Source organism: Kitasatospora cinereorecta, from assembly GCF_024172095.1.
Taxonomy (GTDB): domain Bacteria; phylum Actinomycetota; class Actinomycetes; order Streptomycetales; family Streptomycetaceae; genus Kitasatospora; species Kitasatospora cinereorecta.
This window is the reverse complement of the sequence record NZ_JAMZDX010000001.1, coordinates 136,197-156,683: the sequence shown is the minus strand read 5'-3', so window position 1 is coordinate 156,683 and position 20,487 is coordinate 136,197. Positions and strand designations below refer to the sequence as shown.

Sequence of the window (20,487 nt, the reverse complement as noted above, 5' to 3'; positions counted from 1 at the left end):
GCAGGGCCGACCGACCCTGGGGTCAATGACCGCCGGGGTAGGTGCCCACGGACATGGCGGTCAGCGCCACCTGGTCGAGCAGGACACCGCCGCTGCTCCCGGCGGGCACGGACACCGTGAGGGTGTTCGTCCCCGCCTGCAGCTGCGGCCATATGTTGGTGTTGTACCAGGCCTGGCCGGGGTCGGTGTTGCCCTTCGAGTAGTTCTTGAAGGTGACACCGCCCTCGCGGTCCTGGCCGTTGACGGACACCGCCGCCGGCAGGTCGCCGCCGGTGTTGTTGAAGTGCAGCCAGAACTTGTACTGCCCGGCCGTCGGCACCGAGACCGTCCAGGTCACCGAGGAGCCGGGCAGGAGCGACAGGTAGCCGCCGTCCGCGGAGATCGCGCCCTTCACCGCGTTGGCCGGCGTCGCGCCCTGGGCCTGCAGCTTGGAGGCGTCGGCGACCGGGTCGGTGCCCGCGGCGGCCGAGGCCGGGGCGGACGGCGACGCCGGGGCGGCGCTGCTGGGCTGCGCCGGGGCGCTGGAGTGGCCGGCGTTCGCGGAGGGCTTGCCGTCCGGGTCGCCGGTGGACAGCGCGATGCCCGCACCGACGGCGATCGCCGCGACCACGGCAACCGCGCCGATCACCGCCGCCTTGCCGCGCCCGCCGCCGGGCCGGTCCTCGCCGGGCTGCGGCCGGGAGCGCTCGGCGTAGCGGGACTGCTGCGGGACGGCCGTGGTGGGCGCGTCCGACGCGGCGGCCACCGGGCGGCCGTACGGGTGCTGCGGGGCGGCCGGCGCACCGTAGCTGGCCCGGCCGACCTCCATCGGGCGGTTGTAGGAGCTGCGCGGCCGGTCAGCGGGTGCCGCCTCGCCGTCCGCAGGACGGTACAGGTAGGCGAAGGGGTCCTCGTCGCCCGCGCCGCTCTCGGGCGCGTCGTTGCTGCCGGCCGTGGTCACGGTCAACTCCCCAGTCCTGGACGCTCGTACTCGGGAACCCTACCTGCCGTCGCCGGAGACCGAAAAAGCCGGTATGCGCCGGTCTTAGCCCGCTCGGCGGTGTGAACGCTCTCCGCGCGCGCCCCTCACGGAGCCTCCACGCGCCCGCTTCTCGTCGTACATACGCTCATCGGCCGCGTGCAGCACCTCGTCGATGCTCATCCCGCAGCCCGCCCAGCCGATGCCCAGGCTCACCCCGACCCGCATGGCCCGGTTGTCGATCCGCATCGGCGGGATGATCGCGTTGCGCAGCCGGCCGGCCAGGTCCTTGGCCTCCTCGCGGCCGATGCCGTCGGCCAGCACCACGAACTCGTCGCCGCCCATCCGGGCGACCGTGTCGCCCTCCCGGACGACCTGCTGGAGCCGCCGGGCGACCTCGATCAGCACCGCGTCGCCGGCGTTGTGCCCGAACCGGTCGTTGACCGACTTGAAGCCGTCCAGGTCGCAGAAGAGCACCGCGAGGCCCTTGTCGGCCGGTGCGGGCGCACTGCTCCCGCGCCGGGTCTGGCCCCACAGCTCGCCCTGCGCCGGGTCGGCCGGGACCACCGCGTGCACATGGTCGGCGGGGGCGCCGCTGTAGCGGAGCACGTGGCCGGCCGCGAACGCCTCGCGGTCGCGCTCCAGCGCCCCGTCCGGGACGGCGTAGCCGTGCACCAGGGGCCCGGGGGCGCCGAGCCCGTCGTGGGCGCTGTGCGCGCTGTACGAGCCGTCCGGGTCGAACGGCCCGTCGCCGCCGTAGGGGAGCTCGCCGTACGGGAGCTCGCCGTACGGGCCCTCGCGGTATCGCCCCTCGCCGTGGGTGTCGCCGCGGGACGGGTCGCCCCACGAGGCGTCCGGGCCGTACGAGCCGTACGGCCCGCCCGGGAAGACCTGGCCGACGTAGGCCGGCTCCCCGTGGTCGGCGTACGCCGCCGCGGCGCGCTCGCCCGGCACCAGCGAACCGCCCACCGGCTGCGGCAGGTTGCACAGCCGCCGGCCCAGCCGGGCGCGCAGCTCGGCGCCGTTCGGCAGGCCGGTGAGCGCGTCGTGGCTGGCCCGGTGGGCGAGTTGGAGCTCGTGGCGCTTGCGGTCCTCGATGTCCTCGACGTGGGTGAGCAGGAAGCTCGGCCCCTCGGTGGCGTCGGCGACCACCGAGTTGCGCAGGCAGACCCACTGGTAGCCGCCGTCCCGGCGGGACAGCCGCAGCTCGGCCCGGCCGCCCTCGGCGCTGGTGCGGCGCAGCAGTTCGAGGTCCTCGGGGTGGACCAGGTCGGCGAAGCGCTGCTGGCGCAGCGTCGCCCGGGGCCGCCCGAGCAGCCGGCAGAGCGCGTCGTTGACCCGGGTCAGCTGCCCCATCGCGTCGCCGTGCAGTTCGGTGATGGCCATCCCGCTGGGCGCGTACTCGAACGCCTGCCGGAAGCTCTCCTCGCTCGCCCGCAGCGCCTGCTGCTCCTTCTCCAGCCGGGCCAGCGCCCGCTGCATCTCGGCCCGCAGCCGGGCGTTGCCGATGGCGATGGACGCCTGGAGGGAGAACATCTCCAGCGCCTCGCGGGTCCACGCGCCGGGCCGCTTGCCGCTGCGCGGCCGGTCCACCGACAGCACACCGAGCAGGTCGCCGCCGGCGCTGTACATCGGGGCGAGCAGGATGTCCCGCGGGTGCCAGTCGTTGGAGTACACCGGCAGCGGACCGTCCCCGGTCCAGCTGGGGATGTCGGTGCCGACCGCCCAACCCCGGTCGAACGGCAGGAAGCGCAGCGTGCCCCAGTGGTCGGCGACGCCCAGCATCCGCTCCCACGACTCGCGCGAGCCCACCTGGCCGAGCAGGACGGCCGGGCCGCCGAAGGCGCTCTCCTCGATCTCCCAGACCGCCGCGATCACCAGGTCGCCGTCCGGCCGGACCAGACTCACCGCCGCCGCGTCGAACCCGAGCCCGTGCACGGCGCCTTCCACCACGGCCTGAAGGGTGCCGGCCAGGCTCCGGGCAGCGTTGAGGTCCGCCACGACCCGGTGCAAGGTGCGGAGGGTCGCGAGGCGGACGTAGGGCTCCGACTCGGCTTCCATGCGGGGGCTCCCCGGCTGCTTCGGATAGGTCTTGATGGTTATCGTCCGATTGCCAGAAGAACTGAATCACAGGGAGCACTGCGATAGGCACGCTCGGTCAGCAATAGCCTGCCACTGTGACTCAAATCACACAATGTGCACGCCAGTCAATCCCGGAGAACCTACCGAAACCAGGGCAATCCCTGACAGCGGACCACCTTCACGTCGGTCCGACCAGCGACCTTCTCAAGCCCCGCTCACTCCTGAGAGTGAGTCAGCTCGCACGGACGCGTGCCCGGCTCAGCCCACCGGCCGAGCCGGTCCTACGACCAGGGCCCGATACCGGTGACCGGACACGGGTACTACCGTGCGGTACGTGTACAGCTCCCCACAGCCCTCCGCCGCGCCCACCGCGAGCCCCGACGAGTTCCGGGCCGCGCTCTCCCAGCTCGCCTCCGGGGTGACGCTGGTGACCGCCCACGACCCCGAGGACGGCGAGGACGTCGGGATGACCGCGACCTCGTTCCTGTCGGTCTCGCTGGAGCCGCCGCTGGTGCTGATCTCCGTCCGTGAGGACTCCCGGATGGACGAGCTGCTCGCCCGCACCGACACCTGGGCCGTCTCCCTGCTCGCCGAACAGCAGCGGACGCTCGCCTCCCGGTTCGCCATGAAGGGGCGCCTCAGCGACCGCCTGCTGTTCGCCGACACCCCGCACCACCGCGGCCCCCACTCCGGCGCCCCGCTCGTCGACGGCGCCCTCGCCACCGTCGAGTGCCGCACCGAACAGCGCATCCCCGCCGGCGACCACACCCTCGTCCTCGGCCGCGTCCTCGAAGCCACCGTCCCCGACCCCTCCGGACGCCCCCTGCTCTACTTCCGCTCCGCCTACCGCCAACTGGGCTGAGGGGACGCCACAGGGGCGCGAGGAACTGCGCGCGGCGGAAGGGACGGGCCCGAAGGCTTCCGTACGTCCGTCGGTCCGGCTCGCCCCACCCGTGGTCGGCCTCGCAGTTCCCCGAGCCCCTGAAGAGTCACTCCGGGCGGATGCGGCCGCGGCCTTCCTTGAGGCTCGCGCGGTGCCGCTTGTTCTCCAGGCGGCGTTCGATCATGCCCCGGGTCGGCTTGGTGGCCCGCCGGGCCTTCGGCGGCGGGGCGGTGGCCTCGCCGAGCAGCGAGGCGAGCCGCGCCGCGGCGACCTCGCGGTTGCGCCACTGCGAGCGGTGCTCGGAGGCGCGGACGACCAGGACGCGGCCGTCGACCAGTCGCCCGGCGAGCCGTTCGAGGGCGCGCGCCTTCCAGACCGGCGGCAGTGCCTCGGACGCGGCCAGGTCGTACCGCAGCTCGACCTGGGTGTCGGAGGTGTTGACGTGCTGGCCACCGGGGCCGGAGGAACGGGAGAAGCGCCAGACGAGCTCGGCGTCGGGGACGACGACAGACCCGCGGACGCGAATGGGCTCAGGCATGCGCCCATCATCCCGCCCGCCCGACCTCCCCGTCACGCGGTTAATCGCACTTCCGGCGCACGGCTTCCCCCGCCACCCGGGACAATGTCCGGTGTGATCGAGCTCGGCTACTCCCTCTCCAACCGTTTCCCCGACCCGCCGCAGACGGACTACCGCTCCGCGCCGGTCCGCAGCCTGCGCCACGACCTGTTCTGCGGCGATGTGTTCCTGGACTCCGGCGAGGGCGAGTTGTCCACAGCCTGGGGATGGGTGCCGGTGCTGGACTTCGCGTGGGCGCTGTGCGACATCGTCGAGCGGCTCGACGAGCACCCGCAGGGCAGCCGGGCGTCGACCGTGCAGACCGCCGACCTGGACTTCACCCAGAACACGGAGCTGCTGCGGTTCGCCCGCCGCTTCGGCTGGGTGGAGATCAGCGGGACGTGGCGGGAGCGGGACGAGCCGCTGGTGGTGCGCCACGCGGAGCTGCGCCGGGAGGCCCGGGACTTCCTCCAGGACGTCCTCGCGGACCTCACCGACCTGCACGAGGGGCTCGGCGACAATCCGGCGATCTGGACCGTCCAGGCGCGCTTCCCCCGGATCTGAGACCATCCGCGGCGCACCGAACACCGACGGTTCGTGACGGAACCCACCGTCGCGGTGGAACCATGGACCCGCCGGCCCGCGTTCTTCCCGGCAGTAGCGACCGAAGGGACACCACACACCATGCCAGTGAGCCTCTCCAAGGGTGGCAACGTTTCGCTGACCAAGGAGGCCCCGGGCCTGACCGCGGTCACCGTCGGCCTCGGCTGGGACGTCCGGACCACCACCGGCGCCGAGTTCGACCTCGACGCCAGCGCGATCGTCCTCAACAACGACGGCAAGGTGTACTCCGACCGTCACTTCGTCTTCTTCAACAACACCAGCACCCCGGACAGCACCGTCGTCCACACCGGCGACAACCGCACCGGCGAGGGCGCGGGCGACGACGAGCAGATCAACGTCAACCTGGCCGGCCTGCCCGCCGACGTCACCCGGATCACCTTCCCGGTGTCGATCTACGACGCGGTCTCCCGCGGCCAGAGCTTCGGCCAGGTCCGCAACGCGTACATCCGCGTGCTGAACGCGGCCGGCGGCGCCGAGATCGCCCGCTACGACCTCTCCGAGGACGCGGCGACCGAGACCGCCATGATCTTCGGCGAGCTGTACCGCAACGGCGCCGAGTGGAAGTTCCGTGCCATCGGCCAGGGTTACGCCTCCGGCCTGGTCGGCATCGCGCAGGACTTCGGCGTCAACGTCTGAGTCCGCCCCAACGGGTGATGCCCCGGTCCCCCTCGCGGGGGGCCGGGGCATCGGTGTCGTGGGGGTCCGTCAGGAACGGCCCGCCCGGAGCTCGGGAAGCTCCAGCAGTTCGGTCTCGTCGTGCGCGGTCAGGTCGACCACCTCCGGGGCGGCCTGCGGCTCGGGCCGCTGGTGGGTGGGCTCCTGCTCGCTCGGCCGCACCTCCAGCGGGCGGGTGTCCGGCGCCGCGTAGCGCTCGCTAGCGGCCACCGCCTCGTCGCCCACCACGTCGGCCAGGTCGCCGACCGACGGGGCCGGGGCGCCCGCCTTCAGCGCCCGTCCGGCGCCCGGGCGGCCGCCGAAGAAGCTGAACGTGCCGGCCCGCGGCGTCCGCGGCCGCACCGCCGGAACCATCGAGCCCTCGGCCGGTGCCGGGGCGATCGCCGCAGGCGTCCGCGCGGACCGGGTCTGCGGCGCCGGCTCGGCCTGCTGAGTGGGCATCAGCCCCAGCGGCTGCGGCTTGGGCAGGGTGGAGACCACCGGCTGCAGGGTGGCCGACCGGTCCGGCTTCGGCACCGGCTGCGGCATCTTCGGCCGCAGCTCCAGCTGGGCCCGCTCGTCGGTCTCCCGCCGGGCCTCGGCGGCCGCCGCCCGGCGCTCCAGGTGCCGCAGCGCGGCCGCGGCACGGACGTACGCCGCCGGGCTGGCCGGGTGCTTGGGACGGGACGCCTCCAGCGCCCGCCGGGCGGCCTCCGCCTCCTTCAGCGCCTGGTCGGCGACCATCACCGCGCGCTCGCGCAGCAGTCGGGCGATCTCGGTCTCGGCCTTCGCCAGCCGCGACTTCTCCGCGGTCAGCCGCCGTCCGAAGCGGGTCGCCCGCTCCTCGGCGACCTCGGCCGCGTACTCCGCCTCGGCGAGCTGTTCCTCGAACCGCTCCTCGGCGCGCAGCCGGCGCACCATCGCCAGCTGCGCGGACGTCCGGGCCGCCTTGTCCCGCTGCTTCAGCAGCAGGCCCAGGCCGACGGCGGCGACGACGGCCGCGACACCGACCGAGCGGGCCACGAGGGGATCAGGAGTGGCGACCAGCGCGGCCACCGCCGCGACGACCAGCACACCGGTGGCGACCGGTGGCAGATACCGGCCCAGGACGGAGGAATGACGGTGGCGTCCGCGAGACATGCCAAGAAACTAGCGTGCGAATTGGGGCTCTGTCAGCCTCGACTCCCATTTGCCTCTTGACAGGTCGTCGGGACTACTCCGAGTGCTCGAACCGATCCGGCGCGTTACGATACCGGGCGGATCCGCCCGCCCCGCGCACCCCTCGGAGAGCCGACCCGTGACCACCGGATTCCGCGTCCACCCCGTCGAGCTGGCCGCCGCCGGGCGGTCCGGACGGTCCACCGCCGAACTGCTGCGCCTCGACGTGACCGCCGCGGTCGCCCCGCTGGACGCCGCCGTCGCCGCCCTGCCGGGCTGGCGCACCGCAAGCGCCCTGCACGACTGCACCGAGGCGTGGCGGCTGGTCCTGGTCGCGCTCACCGACGAACTGGCCACCATCGGCGCCGACCTGGAGCGCACCGCCGCCAACTACACCGCCGCCGACGCACAGGCCCACCGCGCCCTCCTCCCCCCGTCCTGAGCCCACCCCCGCCCCCGACCTCGGACCCATGGACCACGCCACCCTCCTCGCCGCCGACCCGCCCCGCCTCGCCGCCGCAGCCGACGCCTGCGCCCGCCTGGTGGACGCGCTGGAGTCGCACCACGCCGACTGGGCCCGCGACACCGCCGACCGCCTGACCGCCTCCGGGTGGTACGGCGCCGCCGCCGACCTGGCCGTCCCCGCGGTGCGCCGGGCGACCGGCCGGCTGGAGGCCGCCGCACTGGAACTCAGCCTGCTGCGCGACGTGTTGCACGAGGCAGCGGACGTCTTCCGGCTCGCCCAGGCGTCCTGCCCGGCGCCCCGCCTCCCCGGCCTGCCGGCGGCCGCCGCACCCGACTCCCCGTGGACCGCGCCGAGCACCCCGACGGCACCGGCCGGCGCCGACGACGAGGACGCCCGCCGCGCGGCCGCCCTCGCCGAGGCCGACCACGCCGACCGGACCACCGCCGAGCGGCTCTCCCGCCTCACCGCCTCGCTGCGCGACGGCCGCGCCCTGGCCGCCGGCCGGGCCGCCGCCCTCGCGTTCCGCCTCGCCTCCCGCACCGACGGCCTGGGCTCCCTGCTCGCCGCCGCACTGCCCGCCCCGGGCACCCCGCCGGACCGGGTGGCCGCCTGGTGGCGCGGTCTCGACCCGGCCGGCCGCCGCGAACTGGCCGATGCCCAACCCGAGTTGATCGGCCGACTGGACGGCCTCCCGGCCGCCGTCCGGGACCGCGCCAACCGGCTGGTGCTGGACCGGCTGCTGGCCCGCCCCGACGGCCTGTCCGGGCCGGTCCTGGACGGCCTGCGGTCGATCCACGAGCGGCTCGCGGCCGGACCGGCCGACGTCCTGCTGCTCGACCTGGACCCCACCGGCCGGGGACGCGGCGTGCTCAGCTTCGGCGACCCGGACCTGGCCGACCATGTCGCCGTGTACGTCCCGGGGTTCGGCACCGAGCTGGCCGCCGTCGGCCGCGGCGACGCCGACCGGGCGCAGCGGCTGCGCGCCGCGGGCGAGCGCTGCGCGGACGGCCGGACGGTGGCGGCGGTGGTGTGGCTCGGCTACGACGCGCCGCCCAACGAGGGCCTGGACCCGCGCTCGGCCCAGGTCGCGGACGACGGCCGGGCCCGGGCCGGGGCGGCCGCGTACGGCCGGTTCCTGGACGGTCTGCAGGCCGCCCGGCCGGGCGGGGCCGCCCATGTCACGGCGGTCGGGCACAGCTACGGCTCGCTGGTGGTCGGGCTGGCCGCCGGTGCGGCCCGCGGGCCGCTGGCGGACGAGGTGGTGCTGGTCGGCAGTCCCGGCGTCGGCGCCGACCGGGCGGACCGGCTGGGGGTGGGCGCCGGGCACGTGCACGTCGGCGCGGCCGAGTACGACCCGGTGTCACACCTGCCCAGCGGCGCGGGCGCCGCGGGCGGGCTGCTGGTCGGCGGACTGCCGGGCCTGGCCGTCCACGCGGTGGGCGCGACCGGTCCGCACGAGCTCTGGTTCGGCGAGGACCCGGCGTCGGCGGGCTTCGGCGCCCACCGCTTCCACGTCGCCCCGGGCGACCCGGGGCACGCCTTCGCCAGCCACTCCGCCTACTTCGAGGGCGAGTCGCTCGACAACATCGCCCACGTCGTCGCCGGCCGTCCGGACCTCGTCACCCCGGACCGCCCTCGCTGACCCCGGCTCCACCGAGCCCCGCGGGTCAGCGCGCGGTGGGCGCCGCCCCCCGCGGGTGGTTGGGGTCGTCGTGGTCCTCGGGCAGCTTGCAGATGTGCTGGATCCACAGCCCGATGGCCATCACCGCCGCCCCGGCGAGGACGGCGAGCCCGGCGGTGATCGCCTGGTCCCGCCGGGCCGAGACGTCGAGCTGGCCGAGCAGGAAGACGCCCGTACCGGCGTAGATCCCGGTCACCACCGCGGAGACCAGGGCGCTCGCCTGGGCCAGGACCAGGGCGCGGGCGGCGACCAGCGGGTCGACCCGCTTGGCCCCGGGCTGCCGTTCCCGGACCGCCTTGAGCCGGGTCCGCAGCGACAGCGCGACGGCCAGCAGTACCACCGCGATCGCGGCGAGCACGATCGGTGCGAACGAGGGCACGCCGGGCAGCGTGCCCAGCGAGTCCCACAGCTTGGTACCGGCCCAGGACAGCACTCCGGCCACCGTGGTGATACCCAGCAGCAGACGGAGACGGATCGGCTTCACGCGGACGAGGTCCTTCCCGAGGGACACGACGGCTGGAACCAGGCCAACCTACCGGCCAGGTCCCACCCCCACTCTGGTACGGCCGTGCCGCCCACGAAGTTCCCCTCCACGCCGTGGTCCTACTCGGGCAGTCGCAGCTGGACGTCCGCGCGCCGGCGTACGCCCTGTCCCTCCTCGCCGCCCAGCCCGCGGAGCAGGGCGTCGACCGGCCCGTGGCCGGGCACCTGCGCGGTGGGGTCGGCGTCCAGCCACGGGGCGAGCACGAAGGCCCGCTCGTGGGCGCGCGGGTGGGGCAGCGACAGGTGCGGGTCGTCGCTGGTGACGTCCTCGTAGTCGAGGATGTCGACGTCCAGGGTGCGCGGGCCCCAGTGCACCTCGCGGACCCGGCCGAAGGCCTGCTCGACCGCGTTGGCGCGGTCCAGCAGGTCGACCGGCGGCAGCGAGGTGCGCAGCACGGCGACAGCGTTGAAGTAGCTGGGCTGGTCGGCGGGCCCGCCGACGGCGTCCGTCTCGTAGACGGCGGAGACGGCGGTCACCTTGACGCCGGGGGTGTCCTCCAACGCGTCCACGGCGCCCTGGAGGGTCTCCAGGCGGTTGCCGAGGTTGCTGCCGAGGGCCACCACGGCGCGGCGGGTGGTGTGCAGGGTGGATTCGGCACTGTCCACCCGGCGCTCCAGGTCGAACGTGGTCGGCGAGGCGGTCGGGTCACTGGTTGCCATGGGATTCCCTCTGCTCGGGGCTCCGGGAGCGGCTGCGCCGTGGGCGCGGCAGGCGCGCCGCGCGCGGCGCGGTCAGGCGCGCCCCCGGTGAATGGTGATGGTGACGTCGTCGAACGGGACGGTGATCGGGGCGTCCGGCTTGTGCACGGTGACCTCGACCTCCTCGACCACCTCGTGCTTGAGGCACTGGTCGGCGATCCGCTGGGCCAGGGTCTCGATCAGGTCGACCGGGTCGCCGGCGATGACCGCGGTGACCTCCTCGGCGATGATCCCGTAGTGCGCCGTGCGGGTGAGGTCGTCACCCGCGGCGGCCGGCCGGGTGTCGAGGTGGAGCACCAGGTCGACCACGAAGGTCTGACCCTCGATGCGCTCGCGCTCGAAGACGCCGTGGTGGCCCCGGGCTCGCAGACCCTTCAGGGCGACGCGGTCCAGCAAACGAATCACTGCTCCCAGAAGACGTCCCCCGCCCGCGTTCGGGCAGGGTGAAGGGCGGGCTCCGGTGCCCGCCGCCCCTCGAATCTACCCGCGGTCACGGACACCGCCAGACCGCCTACCCGACCGCGGCGGCCCGGACGCACGCCGATTCGGCACTTGACGTCACTCGTCGTCGTCCTCGTCGTCACCGCTGGTCAGCACCGGCGAGCCGTGGTGCGACCACAGCTTCCACCCCTGCGAGGTGCGGCGGAACAGGTTGCTGGCGACCACCTTGCCGCCGACCAGCGGTCCCAGCTCGCCCTCCTCCTCCGGCTCGCCGCCGGACAGGATGTTCTCCGTACAGGTGACCAGCGCCACATCCCCGTGCACCTCGACCTCGACATCGGTGAGGAAGAACTGGATGTACTCGGTGTTGGCCATGATCAGCATGTACGAGCGGGTGACCTGGGCCCGGCCGCGCAGCACCGGCCAGCCCGGATGGACGCAGACCACCCCGCCCTTGTCGTCGGCCTCGCCGGGGCCGAGCCAGATCGCCTCGACCGCCTCCAGGTCGCCGTTCTCCAGTGCCTCGTAGAGGGCCCGGTTGGCCGCCGCGACGGCCTCGCGGTCCGTCTCCGCTCCGGCCGCCCGGTCGTTGCCGCTGACTGCCTCTGCCACGCCCTACCCCCTCTGTGCGGCCCGCTGCCAGGCCGCGACAACCCGGACGGCGTCCGCCGTGCCGGCCACGTCGTGCACCCGGACGGCCCAGGCGCCGGCCCGGGCCGAGAGCACCGAGACCGCCGCCGTGGCGTCGTCGCGCTGCCGGGCCGGGCGCAGCTCCCCGGTTTCCGGGTTGGCGAGCAGCGTACCCAGGAAGCGCTTGCGCGAAGCCGCCACCAGGACCGGACGGCCCAGCGCGGTCAGCGCGTCCAGGCGGCCGAGCAGGGCCCAGTTGTGCTCGCTGGTCTTGGCGAAGCCCAGGCCCGGGTCGAGGATCAGCTGTTCCTCCTTGACCCCGGCCGCCAGCAGCGCGGTCATCCGGTCGGTGAGCTCGGCGACCACGTCGGCGACCACGTCCCCGTAGACCGCGAGGCTGTCCATGTCGGCGGACTGGCCGCGCCAGTGCATCACCACGAACGGCGCGCCGGTGGCGGCCACCACCTCGGCCATCGCCGGGTCGGCCAGGCCGCCGGAGACGTCGTTGACCAGCCGGGCGCCGGCCGCGACCGCCTGCTCCGCGACTGCGGCGCGCATGGTGTCCACCGACACCGTCACCCCGGCGGCGGCGAGCTCCCGGACCACCGGGATCACCCGGCGCAGCTCCTCCTCCTCGGTGACCCGCTGCGCCCCCGGCCGGGTGGACTCCCCGCCGACGTCGACCAGGTCGGCGCCGCGCGCCGTGAGGTCCAGCCCGTGCGCGACCGCCTTCGCCGGGTCCAGCCACATCCCGCCGTCCGAGAACGAGTCGGGCGTGACGTTCACCACCCCCATCACGGCACAGCGGTCGAGGGTCGGCAGGCCAGGCAGGGAAGAACTCATGCACTCATTATCGGGCGAGCAAACAGGGGCGCGGGGAACTGCGCGCCCAGCCATCGCTCACTCGAGCTGTCGGCTGGTCGCGCAGTTCCCCGCGCCCCCGAGAGAACCTAGGCCGCGCGATCGAGCGTCGCAGCGTCCGGCATCAGCCCCTGCCGCTGCCGCTTGCGCCCGAACCGCGGCATGCCCAGCGTGATGAACGCCTCCGCCTGCATCGCGGCGAAGCCGATCCGCGGGAGGTCGCGGGTGGCCGGGTAGACCAGGAACCGCGGCTCCCACTCCGGCTGGAACTTCGCGTTGAACTTGTAAAGCGACTCGATCTGGAACCAGCGCGAGAGGAAGACCAGCAGCCCGCGCCAGGCGCGCAGCACCGGTCCCGCGCCGATCCGTTCGCCGCGCGCCAGCGCGGAGCGGAACATCGCGAAGTTCAGCGAGACCCGGCGGACGCCGAGCGCGCCGACCTCCTGCAGCGCGGCGACGATGAGCAGCTCGTTGAGGCCGGGGTCGGCCTCCCGGTCGCGTCGCATCAGCTCCAGCGAGATGCCGTCCGCGCCCCACGGGACGAAGTGCAGTACGGCCTTCAGGTCGTCCGCGCCGGTGTCGGCGGCGCCCTCCTCGGGCGCCTTGTGGGCGGTGACCACGACGCACTCGTCGTCGCCGACGTCGCCGAAGCGGCCGAGCGCCATCGAGAAGCCGCGCTCGGTGTCGGTGCCGCGCCAGCGGGCGGCGGCGTCGGCGATCTGCCGCTTCTCCTCCAGGGTGAGGTCGCCGACCCGGCGGACCTTGCAGGAGTAGCCGTTGCGCTCGATCCGCTTCACCATCTGGCGGACGTTGCGCATGGCACGGCCGGAGAGCGAGAAGGTGGTGGTGTCGACGATCGCCTCGTCGCCGAGTTCCAGGGCGTCCAGCCCGGCCTCGCGGGTCCAGACCTCGCCGCCGACCTCGCTGCAGCCCATCACCGCGGGCACCCAGGCGTGCTCACGGGCCTCCGCCATGAAGACCTTGATCGCGCCGGGCCACGCCTCGACGTCGCCGACCGGGTCGCCGGAGGCGAGCATCACGCCGGAGACGACGCGGTAGGAGATGGCCGCCTTGCCGGACGGCGAGAAGAGCACGCTCTTGTCCCGGCGGAGCGCGAAGTAGCCGAGCGAGTCGCGGGCACCGTGCCGGGCGAGCAGGTCGCGGACCTTGACCTCGTCCTCGGGGGTGAGCTCCGGCTCCGGCTTCTCCGGGCGCAGCGCCAGGTAGGCGGTGGTGAGGGCGGTGACCAGCCCGAGGCCGCCGAGCGAGTACGCGACCAGGTCGGAGATCCGCTCGGAGGTGTACTTGATCGGGCCCTCGAAGCCGAGCAGGCCGTAGCCGACGTGCTGCAGGCGCTCGAAGAAGCTGGGGTCGCCGATCTCGGCCTTCCACCGGACGCTGACGATCACCAGGCCGAGGCCCACGCTGACGGTGCCGAGCACCAGCAGGTTGGCCACCGCGCGCCAGCGGGTGCGCGGGTCGGCCTTGGCGTAGAACTCGCGGCGGTGCACCAGCATCACCGCCAGCAGCGCGAGCGAGATCGCCGCCTGCCCGACCTGGTGCCAGCGCACCAGGTGCAGCACGGCGCTGATCGGCAGCAGCACGCAGACGGCACGCCACGCCCGCTGCTTGCGCCGCCGCAGGGCGTGCGCGAGCAGCACCAGCAGCATGCCGACCATCAGGGTGCCGGCGGCGGCCAGCGTGGTGGTGCCGCCCGGCAGGTGTCCGGCCCAGGTGTGCATCTTCGTCAGCCGCAGCTTGGGGAAGATCGCACAGATGATGTCGATCACGCCGATGGCGAGACAGGCGTAGCCGACCGCGCCCGGCAGCCAGGCCCGGGGTACGGCGGCGGCTTGGGTACGAAGCGTCTGCAGACCCCGGCGGCGGGGGTGCTGCTCGTTCGTCGACTCAGCGGACACGGGAACGCTCATGGAAGCTCAGCCTAAGGCCAGTGTGGGCATGTCCTGGCACTCCCGCGGGGGAGCCGTGATGGACCTTCATGACTATTCCTTGATATGGCAATCCGCACGCCAAGCAAGCGCCATCGAAAGGTAAACGAGGGCGCCGCCAGGGCCGTACGGGTGCCGGGGGACGGGTGGCAGGGAACCGACGCGGCCGCGCCGACACTACGGGACAGGAGTCGGCGTGCTACACACGGTGGACGCCGCATTCTAGGGCCTCGGTTGCAACACGCACAGCGCCCGGTGCGCACGGGCTTCCGACGCCCGGTCAGGCTAGCCCCGGTGGCCGCCGGGACCGGCGATGCGCACGATGAACCCTGGCCCGCCCCGGTCCGAGGGAGGACGACGGCATGGAACTGACCAGCGACACGCTGGTGTACACGCTGATCGCGCTGGCCGCCGTCTCCCTCGCCGCCACCCTCTGGCTCTGGCCCCGCCTCGCCCGCCAGTCCGTGGCCCCGATCTCCTGCCGGATCGGACTGCTGGCGGTCACTCAGCTCTCGGTCCTGGCCGTCCTGCTGCTGTCGGTCAACAACACGTACGGCTTCTACACGTCCTGGAACGACCTGCTGCGCCCCGGCGGCACCCCGCTCGCCCTGGCCGCCGGCGACCGCGCCCCCGGCGCCGCCCCGGACGCCGCGAAGCTGGTGCAGCCCACCACCGAGGGCGGCCTGGACACCGTCCGCGACCTGCTGCCGCAGGGCAAGCCCGAGGAGGTCGGCCGGGTCGACTCGGTCAAGGTCACCGGCACCGAGTCCGGCCTCTCCGACCAGGTGTTCGTCTACCTGCCGCCCGAGTACTTCATCCCCCGGTACGCCCGCGAACGATTCCCGGTGATCCTCGCCCTGGCCGGCTACCCCGGCCCCTCCCTGCACCTGGTCGAGGGCCTACGGCTGCCGCAGACCGCCGCCGACCTCCAGCGCTCCGGCCGGATGGCGCCCACCGTGATCGTGATGGCCCGGCCCACCGTCGCCCCGCCGCGCAACACCGAGTGCGTGGACGTCCCGGGCGGCCCGCGCACCGAGACCTGGTTCGCCAAGGACCTGCCGAACGCGCTGCGCTCCGCGTACCGGGTCAGCCGGTCCGCCGCCTCCTGGGGGGTGCTCGGCTACTCCACCGGCGGCAGCTGCGCGCTGCGGCTGTCGATGCGCAACCCCGGCGCCTTCCCCAGCGCCGCCGGGCTGCACGCCGACTACCAGGTGCCCAACGACCGGTGGACCGACGGCGACCTGTTCCGCGGCGACGCCAAGGCCGCCGCCGAGTCCGACCTCAACTGGCGGCTGCACAACCTGGCCCCGCCCAAGGCCTCCCTGCTGGTGGTCTCCACCCGCACCGAGGACGACTACCCGGCCACCCAGCAGTTCCTCGCCACCGCCAAGGCCGTCGCCGACGCCCACCCCGAGTTCCAGGTCGACTCGATCTTCCTGCCGGACGGCGGCCACAGCTTCGAGACCTGGCGCCGCGAGCTGCCGGCGGCCCTGGAGTGGATGAGCGATCACCTCGCCCCACCCCAGGACCGCGAACCCCGTAGCGATTGACGCCCCCGGTGGTTACCGCCCGATGATGAGGCTCATCGCCTCGGCCCGCGTCGCGGGATCACGGAGCTGCCCGCGGACGGCGGAGGTCAGCGTCTTGGCGCCGGGCTTGCGGATGCCCCGCATCGACATGCACATGTGCTCGCACTCGATCACCACGATCGCCCCCCGCGGCTCCAGGATCCGCATCAGCGAGTCGGCGACCTGGCTGGTGAGCCGCTCCTGCACCTGCGGCCGCCGCGCGTACACGTCAACCAGCCGGGCCAGCTTGGACAGGCCGGTGATCTTGCCGCTGCTGGAGGGGATGTAGCCGACGTGGGCGACGCCCTGGAACGGCACCAGGTGGTGCTCGCAGGTGGAGAACACCTCGATGTCCTTGACCAGCACCATCTCGTCGTGGCCGAGGTCGAAGGTGGTGGTCAGCACGTCCTCCGGCTCCTGCCAGAGCCCGGCGAATATCTCCTTGTACGCCCGCGCCACCCGGGCCGGGGTCTCCAGCAGCCCCTCGCGGTCCGGGTCCTCGCCCACGGCGATCAGCAGCTCGCGGACGGCGTTCTCGGCACGCTTCTGGTCGAAGTGCCCGATGGGGGAATCGCCCTCGAGAGTCACCGGGTCGATCATGCGCGCCTCGCTCGCTTACTGGGGTGGGACGGGGGAACAGCACGGATGCCGCGCCTCCAGGGTACAAACCCCGGAAACGCGGCATCCATTCCGATCGGTGACCGGCTCAGCTCTCGGAGGAGGACTCCGGCGGGAGCTTCACAATGTCCACCGGGCCGGCCTCGACGGAGGCGGCGGCGCCGTTGGTCAGCGCCAGCTCCTTCGGGGACTGCACCGGCGGGCGGGTGGATGGGGTGCGGCGGGCCGAACCGGTCCACGCGGGACGCGTCGGACGCTTGATCACCGGGGCGAAGACCTCGGCGATCTGCTCCTTGTTCAGGGTCTCCTTCTCGAGGAGCTCCAGCACCAGGTTGTCGAGCACGTCGCGGTTCTCGACCAGGATCTCCCAGGCCTCGTTGTGCGCCGTCTCGATGAGCTTCTTGACCTCCTCGTCCACCAGCCCGGCGACCTCCTCGGAGTAGTCGCGCTGGTGGGCCATCTCGCGGCCCAGGAACGGCTCGGCGTCGCCGGAGCCGAACTTGATCGCGCCGAGGCGCTCGCTCATGCCGTACTGGGTGACCATGGCCCGCGCGGTGGCGGTGGCCTTCTCGATGTCGTTCGAGGCGCCGGTGGTCGGGTCGTGGAAGACCAGTTCCTCCGCCGCCCGGCCGCCCAGCATGTAGGCGAGCTGGTCGAGCATCTCGTTGCGGGTGGTCGAGTACTTGTCCTCGTCCGGCAGGACCATGGTGTAGCCCAGTGCGCGGCCGCGGGACAGGATGGTGATCTTGTGCACCGGGTCGGAGTAGTTGCAGGCCGCCGCGACCAGGGCGTGACCGCCCTCGTGGTACGCGGTGATCTTCTTCTCCTTGTCGGACATGATCCGCGAGCGCTTCTGCGGACCGGCCACGACGCGGTCGATCGCCTCGTCCAGCATGTTGTTGTCGATCAGCTTGCGGTCCGAACGGGCGGTCAGCAGCGCCGCCTCGTTGAGGACGTTCGACAGGTCCGCACCGGTGAAGCCGGGGGTGCGCTTGGCGACGGCCGACAGGTCGACGTCGGGCGCGATCGGCTTGCCCTTCTGGTGGACCTTGAGGATGTCCAGCCGGCCCTGGAGGTCGGGGCGGTCGACGGCGATCTGCCGGTCGAACCGGCCCGGGCGCAGCAGCGCCGGGTCCAGGATGTCGGGGCGGTTGGTGGCGGCGATCAGGATGACGCCGCCCTTGACGTCGAAGCCGTCCATCTCGACCAGCAGCTGGTTGAGGGTCTGCTCGCGCTCGTCGTGGCCGCCGCCGAGGCCCGCACCGCGGTGCCGGCCGACGGCGTCGATCTCGTCGACGAAGATGATCGCCGGGGCGTTGGCCTTGGCCTGCTCGAACAGGTCGCGGACCCGGGAGGCACCGACACCGACGAACATCTCGACGAAGTCGGAACCGGAGATCGAGTAGAACGGCACCCCGGCCTCGCCGGCGACGGCACGCGCCAGCAGGGTCTTGCCGGTGCCGGGCGGGCCGTACAGCAGCACGCCCTTGGGGATCTTGGCGCCGACGGCCTGGAACTTGGACGGCTCCTGCAGGAACTCCTTGATCTCGTGGAGCTCCTCCACCGCCTCGTCCGCACCGGCCACATCGGCGAAGGTGGTCTTCGGGGTGTCCTTGGTGAGCAGCTTGGCCTTGGACTTGCCGAACTGCATGACCCGCGAGCCGCCACCCTGCATCTGGTTCATCAGGAACAGGAAGACCAGCACGATGATCACGATCGGCAGCATCGACAGCAGCAGGCTGACGAAGGTCGACTGCTTCTCGGGGCTGACGGTGTAACCGTCGGGGATCTGGCCGCTCTGGTACTTGTCCTGCAGGTTCTTGGCGAGGTCGGCCGCCTGCTGGTCGCCCGTGTAGGAGGCCTGGAACTTGGTGCCCGAGGGCACCTTGCCGGAGCTGCCGGCCTTGAGCTTCTGGCCGTCCTGCAGCTGGATCTTGATGAGGTTCGAGTCACCTGTGGTGAGCTGCGCCGACTTCACCTGGTTGCTGTCGATCGCGCTGATGACCTGACCGGTGTCGACCGTCTTGTATCCGCTGGTGTCCGAGACGACCTGCATCAGCACAACAACGGCGACGGCGGCCAGCACGATCCACATGATCGGCGCACGGAAGTATCGCTTGACGTCCATCCATGCGGGGCGTCGCCGCCCCGTCCCTCCTGCCACTCAACGGCGCTGTATGGCTGTGGGCCTCGGCGCATCCGGGTACCGCTCGTCACAAGAGCGGTTAATTGGACCGTACCGCAGTGCCGCCCACCGACGGCGGGAGCACAACGACACGACGTATTTTCCTACCTCGGCTCAACGGGTGGGAACAGTGCGCTGTTCCCACCCGTCGCCCGAACGGCGGGCGAAGTCGTCAGCCGCCGTAGACGTGCGGCGCCAGGGTGCCGATGAACGGCAGGTTGCGCAGCTTCTCCGCGTAGTCGAGGCCGTAGCCGACCACGAACTCGTTGGGGATGTCGAAGCCGACGTACTCGACGTCGATCTCGACCTTGGCGGCGTCCGGCTTGCGCAGCAGGGTGCACACCTTCAGCGACGCCGGGCCGCGCGAGCCCAGGTTGCCGAGCAGCCAGGACAGGGTCAGGCCGGAGTCGATGATGTCCTCGACGATCAGGACGTCCTTGCCGGCGATGTCGGTGTCCAGGTCCTTGAGGATCCGCACCACGCCGGAGGACTTGGTGCCCATGCCGTACGAGGAGACCGCCATCCAGTCCATGGTCACCTGGGTGTGCAGGGCCCGGGCCAGGTCGGCCATCACCATGACGGCGCCCTTGAGCACCCCGACGAGCAGCAGGTCCCGCCCGGCGTAGTCCTGGTCGATCCGCGCGGCCAGCTCCGCCAGTTTGGCGTCGATCTCGTCCTTGCTGATGAGCACCTTCGCGAGGTCTGCGCCCATGTCGTTCTGATCCACCGGGGATACGTCCTCAAACCTTCGGGGTCCTGTGTCGGCGGCGAGCCCTGCGACCTGCTGTGCTCAGTCGCCCTGTCGCCGAAAGACCAGCGTGCCACACCTTCGGACGGCTTCGACTCCCCCGGGTAGGTGCAGCGGCCCCTGGCCCCGCCAGCCGGTCACCAGCAGGTCGACCGTCTCCAGGTGCCGGGCGAACAGGTCGCCCGCCGGGCAGCCGGCCCGCAGCGCGGCCCGGCGCAGCACCCGGCGGCGGACCGCGGAGGGCAGTTCGGCCAGCCGGCCGACGTCCAGGTCGCCCTCGACCGTCCGCAGGTCGCGCTCGGCGAGGGCGGCCCACTGGTCCAGGGCGTCGGCGTCGTCGCGGAACAGCCGGGCGGTGCGGGCCAGGGCCTCCACCACGCCGCCGCCGAGGTGCTTCTCCAGCACCGGCAGCACCTCGTGGCGGACCCGGGAGCGGGTGTAGGCGGGGTCGCAGTTGTGCGGGTCGTCCCAGACCGGGATGGACTGGGCGGTGCAGGCCTCGCGGGTGGCGGAGCGGTCCAGCTCCAGCAGCGGGCGGCGGTAGCGGCCCTTGTGGGCGGGCATCCCGGCCAGCGAGCGGGCACCGGAGCCGCGGGCCAGGCCCAGCAGCACGGTCTCCGCCTGGTCGTCCCGGGTGTGGCCGAGCAGGACGGCGACAGCGCCGTGGCGCTCGGCGGCGGCGTCGAGGGCGGCGTAGCGGGCCTCGCGGGCGGCGTTCTCCGGTCCGCCCTGGTGGCCGACCCGGACGCCGACCGCCTCGACCGGGTCGAGGCCGAGTTCGCCCAGCCGCTCGGCGACCTGCTGGGCGCGCTCGAGGGAGCCGGACTGCAGGCCGTGGTCGACGGTGACGGCGCCGACCCGCAGGCCGAGCTTGGGCGCCTCGAAGGCGGTCGCGGTGGCCAGCGCCATGGAGTCGGCGCCGCCGCTGACGGCGACCAGCACCAGCGGGGAGCCCGGTGCGGCGGGGGTGCGCGGCAGCCCGGACGGGTGGCGGTGGGCGTTGCCGATCAGCGTGGTGCCGGCGCCGGCCAGGGCGGGGGCGGGTCGGTCCTGCGCGGCCCGGGCGGGCGCGACGGAGACCACGCCGGCCTCGGCGGCGAGCTCGGCGAGGGTACGGCGGACGGCGAGGCGTATCGCCGCGACTGCGGGGTGTGGGCCCATGGGGAAGCACTCCTCGACGGAG

Annotated in this window: 20 protein-coding genes; 6 read left to right on the top strand and 14 right to left on the bottom strand. The window is 73.2% G+C overall.

All coding sequences use genetic code 11. The features are described 5' to 3' along the window. Positions 1-22 precede the first annotated feature (22 nt). Entirely contained in the window at positions 23-946 is a 924-nt protein-coding gene (locus tag FHR36_RS00795) for a carbohydrate-binding protein (RefSeq protein ID WP_253792798.1), read from the bottom strand. Positions 947-1,024: 78 nt separating this feature from the next. Then, positions 1,025-3,019 carry a diguanylate cyclase domain-containing protein gene (locus FHR36_RS00790; protein ID WP_253792796.1) on the bottom strand — a complete coding sequence of 665 codons (1,995 nt, stop codon included), beginning with the start codon at positions 3,017-3,019 and terminating at the stop codon, positions 1,025-1,027. Positions 3,020-3,374: 355 nt separating this feature from the next. Between FHR36_RS00790 and FHR36_RS00785 the strand changes: the two genes are divergently transcribed. Continuing rightward, positions 3,375-3,902 carry a flavin reductase family protein gene (locus tag FHR36_RS00785; RefSeq protein WP_253792795.1) on the top strand — a complete coding sequence of 176 codons (528 nt, stop codon included), beginning with the start codon at positions 3,375-3,377 and terminating at the stop codon, positions 3,900-3,902. A 127-nt stretch (positions 3,903-4,029) separates the two neighbouring features. Here FHR36_RS00785 and arfB read toward each other — a convergent pair whose 3' ends face one another. Beyond that, the gene (arfB, locus tag FHR36_RS00780) at positions 4,030-4,461 is read right to left on the bottom strand and encodes an alternative ribosome rescue aminoacyl-tRNA hydrolase ArfB (protein ID WP_253792792.1); all 432 of its coding nucleotides are present in this window, start codon (positions 4,459-4,461) and stop codon (positions 4,030-4,032) included. A gap of 93 nt (positions 4,462-4,554) precedes the next feature. Between arfB and FHR36_RS00775 the strand changes: the two genes are divergently transcribed. Together FHR36_RS00775 and FHR36_RS00770 are read left to right on the top strand one after the other, a co-directional pair. Further along, positions 4,555-5,043: a hypothetical protein gene (locus tag FHR36_RS00775; protein ID WP_253792790.1), complete on the top strand. Its 489-nt coding sequence runs from the start codon at positions 4,555-4,557 to the stop codon at positions 5,041-5,043. A 120-nt stretch (positions 5,044-5,163) separates the two neighbouring features. Further along, complete coding sequence (locus FHR36_RS00770; RefSeq protein ID WP_253792787.1) at positions 5,164-5,739, top strand: TerD family protein; 576 nt, start codon at positions 5,164-5,166, stop codon at positions 5,737-5,739. Between the two features lie 69 nt (positions 5,740-5,808). Here FHR36_RS00770 and FHR36_RS00765 read toward each other — a convergent pair whose 3' ends face one another. Then, complete coding sequence (locus FHR36_RS00765; protein WP_253792785.1) at positions 5,809-6,897, bottom strand: hypothetical protein; 1,089 nt, start codon at positions 6,895-6,897, stop codon at positions 5,809-5,811. A 157-nt stretch (positions 6,898-7,054) separates the two neighbouring features. Between FHR36_RS00765 and FHR36_RS00760 the strand changes: the two genes are divergently transcribed. Continuing rightward, positions 7,055-7,357 (top strand): hypothetical protein, encoded by a 303-nt coding sequence (locus FHR36_RS00760; protein ID WP_253792783.1) that lies wholly within the window; start codon positions 7,055-7,057, stop codon positions 7,355-7,357. 28 nt (positions 7,358-7,385) lie between these two features. After that, entirely contained in the window at positions 7,386-9,023 is a 1,638-nt protein-coding gene (locus FHR36_RS00755; RefSeq protein WP_253792781.1) for an alpha/beta hydrolase, read from the top strand. Positions 9,024-9,048: 25 nt separating this feature from the next. Here the strand turns inward: FHR36_RS00755 and FHR36_RS00750 are convergent, their stop codons facing one another. The 6 genes from FHR36_RS00750 to FHR36_RS00725 all read right to left on the bottom strand — a co-directional run bounded on the left by FHR36_RS00750 (position 9,049) and on the right by FHR36_RS00725 (position 14,167). Next, entirely contained in the window at positions 9,049-9,546 is a 498-nt protein-coding gene (locus FHR36_RS00750) for a DUF3180 domain-containing protein (RefSeq protein WP_253792780.1), read from the bottom strand. A 119-nt stretch (positions 9,547-9,665) separates the two neighbouring features. Continuing rightward, positions 9,666-10,265, bottom strand: a complete 600-nt coding sequence (gene folK / locus FHR36_RS00745; RefSeq protein ID WP_253792778.1) for a 2-amino-4-hydroxy-6-hydroxymethyldihydropteridine diphosphokinase — start codon at positions 10,263-10,265, stop codon at positions 9,666-9,668. A gap of 72 nt (positions 10,266-10,337) precedes the next feature. Continuing rightward, complete coding sequence (gene folB, locus FHR36_RS00740) at positions 10,338-10,697, bottom strand: dihydroneopterin aldolase (RefSeq protein ID WP_253794633.1); 360 nt, start codon at positions 10,695-10,697, stop codon at positions 10,338-10,340. Positions 10,698-10,862: 165 nt separating this feature from the next. After that, entirely contained in the window at positions 10,863-11,357 is a 495-nt protein-coding gene (locus tag FHR36_RS00735) for a nuclear transport factor 2 family protein (RefSeq protein WP_253792776.1), read from the bottom strand. 3 nt (positions 11,358-11,360) lie between these two features. Further along, on the bottom strand, positions 11,361-12,218 hold the full coding sequence (gene folP / locus FHR36_RS00730) for a dihydropteroate synthase (protein WP_253792774.1): 858 nt from the start codon (positions 12,216-12,218) through the stop codon (positions 11,361-11,363). 107 nt (positions 12,219-12,325) lie between these two features. Beyond that, entirely contained in the window at positions 12,326-14,167 is a 1,842-nt protein-coding gene (locus tag FHR36_RS00725; protein WP_253792772.1) for a phosphatidylglycerol lysyltransferase domain-containing protein, read from the bottom strand. A gap of 380 nt (positions 14,168-14,547) precedes the next feature. On the opposite strand from FHR36_RS00725, the gene FHR36_RS00720 reads away from it, so the two are divergent. Continuing rightward, the gene (locus FHR36_RS00720) at positions 14,548-15,735 is read left to right on the top strand and encodes an alpha/beta hydrolase (RefSeq protein WP_253792770.1); all 1,188 of its coding nucleotides are present in this window, start codon (positions 14,548-14,550) and stop codon (positions 15,733-15,735) included. A 12-nt stretch (positions 15,736-15,747) separates the two neighbouring features. On the opposite strand, the gene folE is transcribed toward FHR36_RS00720, so the two are convergent. The 4 genes from folE to tilS all read right to left on the bottom strand — a co-directional run bounded on the left by folE (position 15,748) and on the right by tilS (position 20,465). Next, positions 15,748-16,353 carry a GTP cyclohydrolase I FolE gene (folE, locus tag FHR36_RS00715; RefSeq protein WP_253792768.1) on the bottom strand — a complete coding sequence of 202 codons (606 nt, stop codon included), beginning with the start codon at positions 16,351-16,353 and terminating at the stop codon, positions 15,748-15,750. Between the two features lie 106 nt (positions 16,354-16,459). After that, positions 16,460-18,499 carry an ATP-dependent zinc metalloprotease FtsH gene (gene ftsH / locus FHR36_RS00710; protein WP_253792766.1) on the bottom strand — a complete coding sequence of 680 codons (2,040 nt, stop codon included), beginning with the start codon at positions 18,497-18,499 and terminating at the stop codon, positions 16,460-16,462. Between the two features lie 229 nt (positions 18,500-18,728). After that, the gene (gene hpt, locus FHR36_RS00705) at positions 18,729-19,268 is read right to left on the bottom strand and encodes a hypoxanthine phosphoribosyltransferase (protein WP_253792764.1); all 540 of its coding nucleotides are present in this window, start codon (positions 19,266-19,268) and stop codon (positions 18,729-18,731) included. 78 nt (positions 19,269-19,346) lie between these two features. Next, positions 19,347-20,465 (bottom strand): tRNA lysidine(34) synthetase TilS, encoded by a 1,119-nt coding sequence (gene tilS / locus FHR36_RS00700; RefSeq protein WP_253792762.1) that lies wholly within the window; start codon positions 20,463-20,465, stop codon positions 19,347-19,349. Positions 20,466-20,487: the final 22 nt, after the last annotated feature.

What these genes read in the sequence shown, in the direction of transcription:
- FHR36_RS00790 (WP_253792796.1), bottom strand. Translation starts at nt 3,019, where the DNA reads ATGGAAGCCGAGTCGGAGCCCTACGTCCGCCTCGCGACCCTCCGCACC.
- arfB (WP_253792792.1), bottom strand. Translation starts at nt 4,461, where the DNA reads ATGCCTGAGCCCATTCGCGTCCGCGGGTCTGTCGTCGTCCCCGACGCC.
- FHR36_RS00770 (WP_253792787.1), top strand. Translation starts at nt 5,164, where the DNA reads ATGCCAGTGAGCCTCTCCAAGGGTGGCAACGTTTCGCTGACCAAGGAG.
- FHR36_RS00765 (WP_253792785.1), bottom strand. Translation starts at nt 6,897, where the DNA reads ATGTCTCGCGGACGCCACCGTCATTCCTCCGTCCTGGGCCGGTATCTG.
- FHR36_RS00755 (WP_253792781.1), top strand. Translation starts at nt 7,386, where the DNA reads ATGGACCACGCCACCCTCCTCGCCGCCGACCCGCCCCGCCTCGCCGCC.
- folK (WP_253792778.1), bottom strand. Translation starts at nt 10,265, where the DNA reads ATGGCAACCAGTGACCCGACCGCCTCGCCGACCACGTTCGACCTGGAG.
- folP (WP_253792774.1), bottom strand. Translation starts at nt 12,218, where the DNA reads ATGAGTTCTTCCCTGCCTGGCCTGCCGACCCTCGACCGCTGTGCCGTG.
- FHR36_RS00725 (WP_253792772.1), bottom strand. Translation starts at nt 14,167, where the DNA reads ATGAGCGTTCCCGTGTCCGCTGAGTCGACGAACGAGCAGCACCCCCGC.
- FHR36_RS00720 (WP_253792770.1), top strand. Translation starts at nt 14,548, where the DNA reads ATGGAACTGACCAGCGACACGCTGGTGTACACGCTGATCGCGCTGGCC.
- folE (WP_253792768.1), bottom strand. Translation starts at nt 16,353, where the DNA reads ATGATCGACCCGGTGACTCTCGAGGGCGATTCCCCCATCGGGCACTTC.
- ftsH (WP_253792766.1), bottom strand. Translation starts at nt 18,499, where the DNA reads ATGGACGTCAAGCGATACTTCCGTGCGCCGATCATGTGGATCGTGCTG.
- hpt (WP_253792764.1), bottom strand. Translation starts at nt 19,268, where the DNA reads ATGGGCGCAGACCTCGCGAAGGTGCTCATCAGCAAGGACGAGATCGAC.
- tilS (WP_253792762.1), bottom strand. Translation starts at nt 20,465, where the DNA reads ATGGGCCCACACCCCGCAGTCGCGGCGATACGCCTCGCCGTCCGCCGT.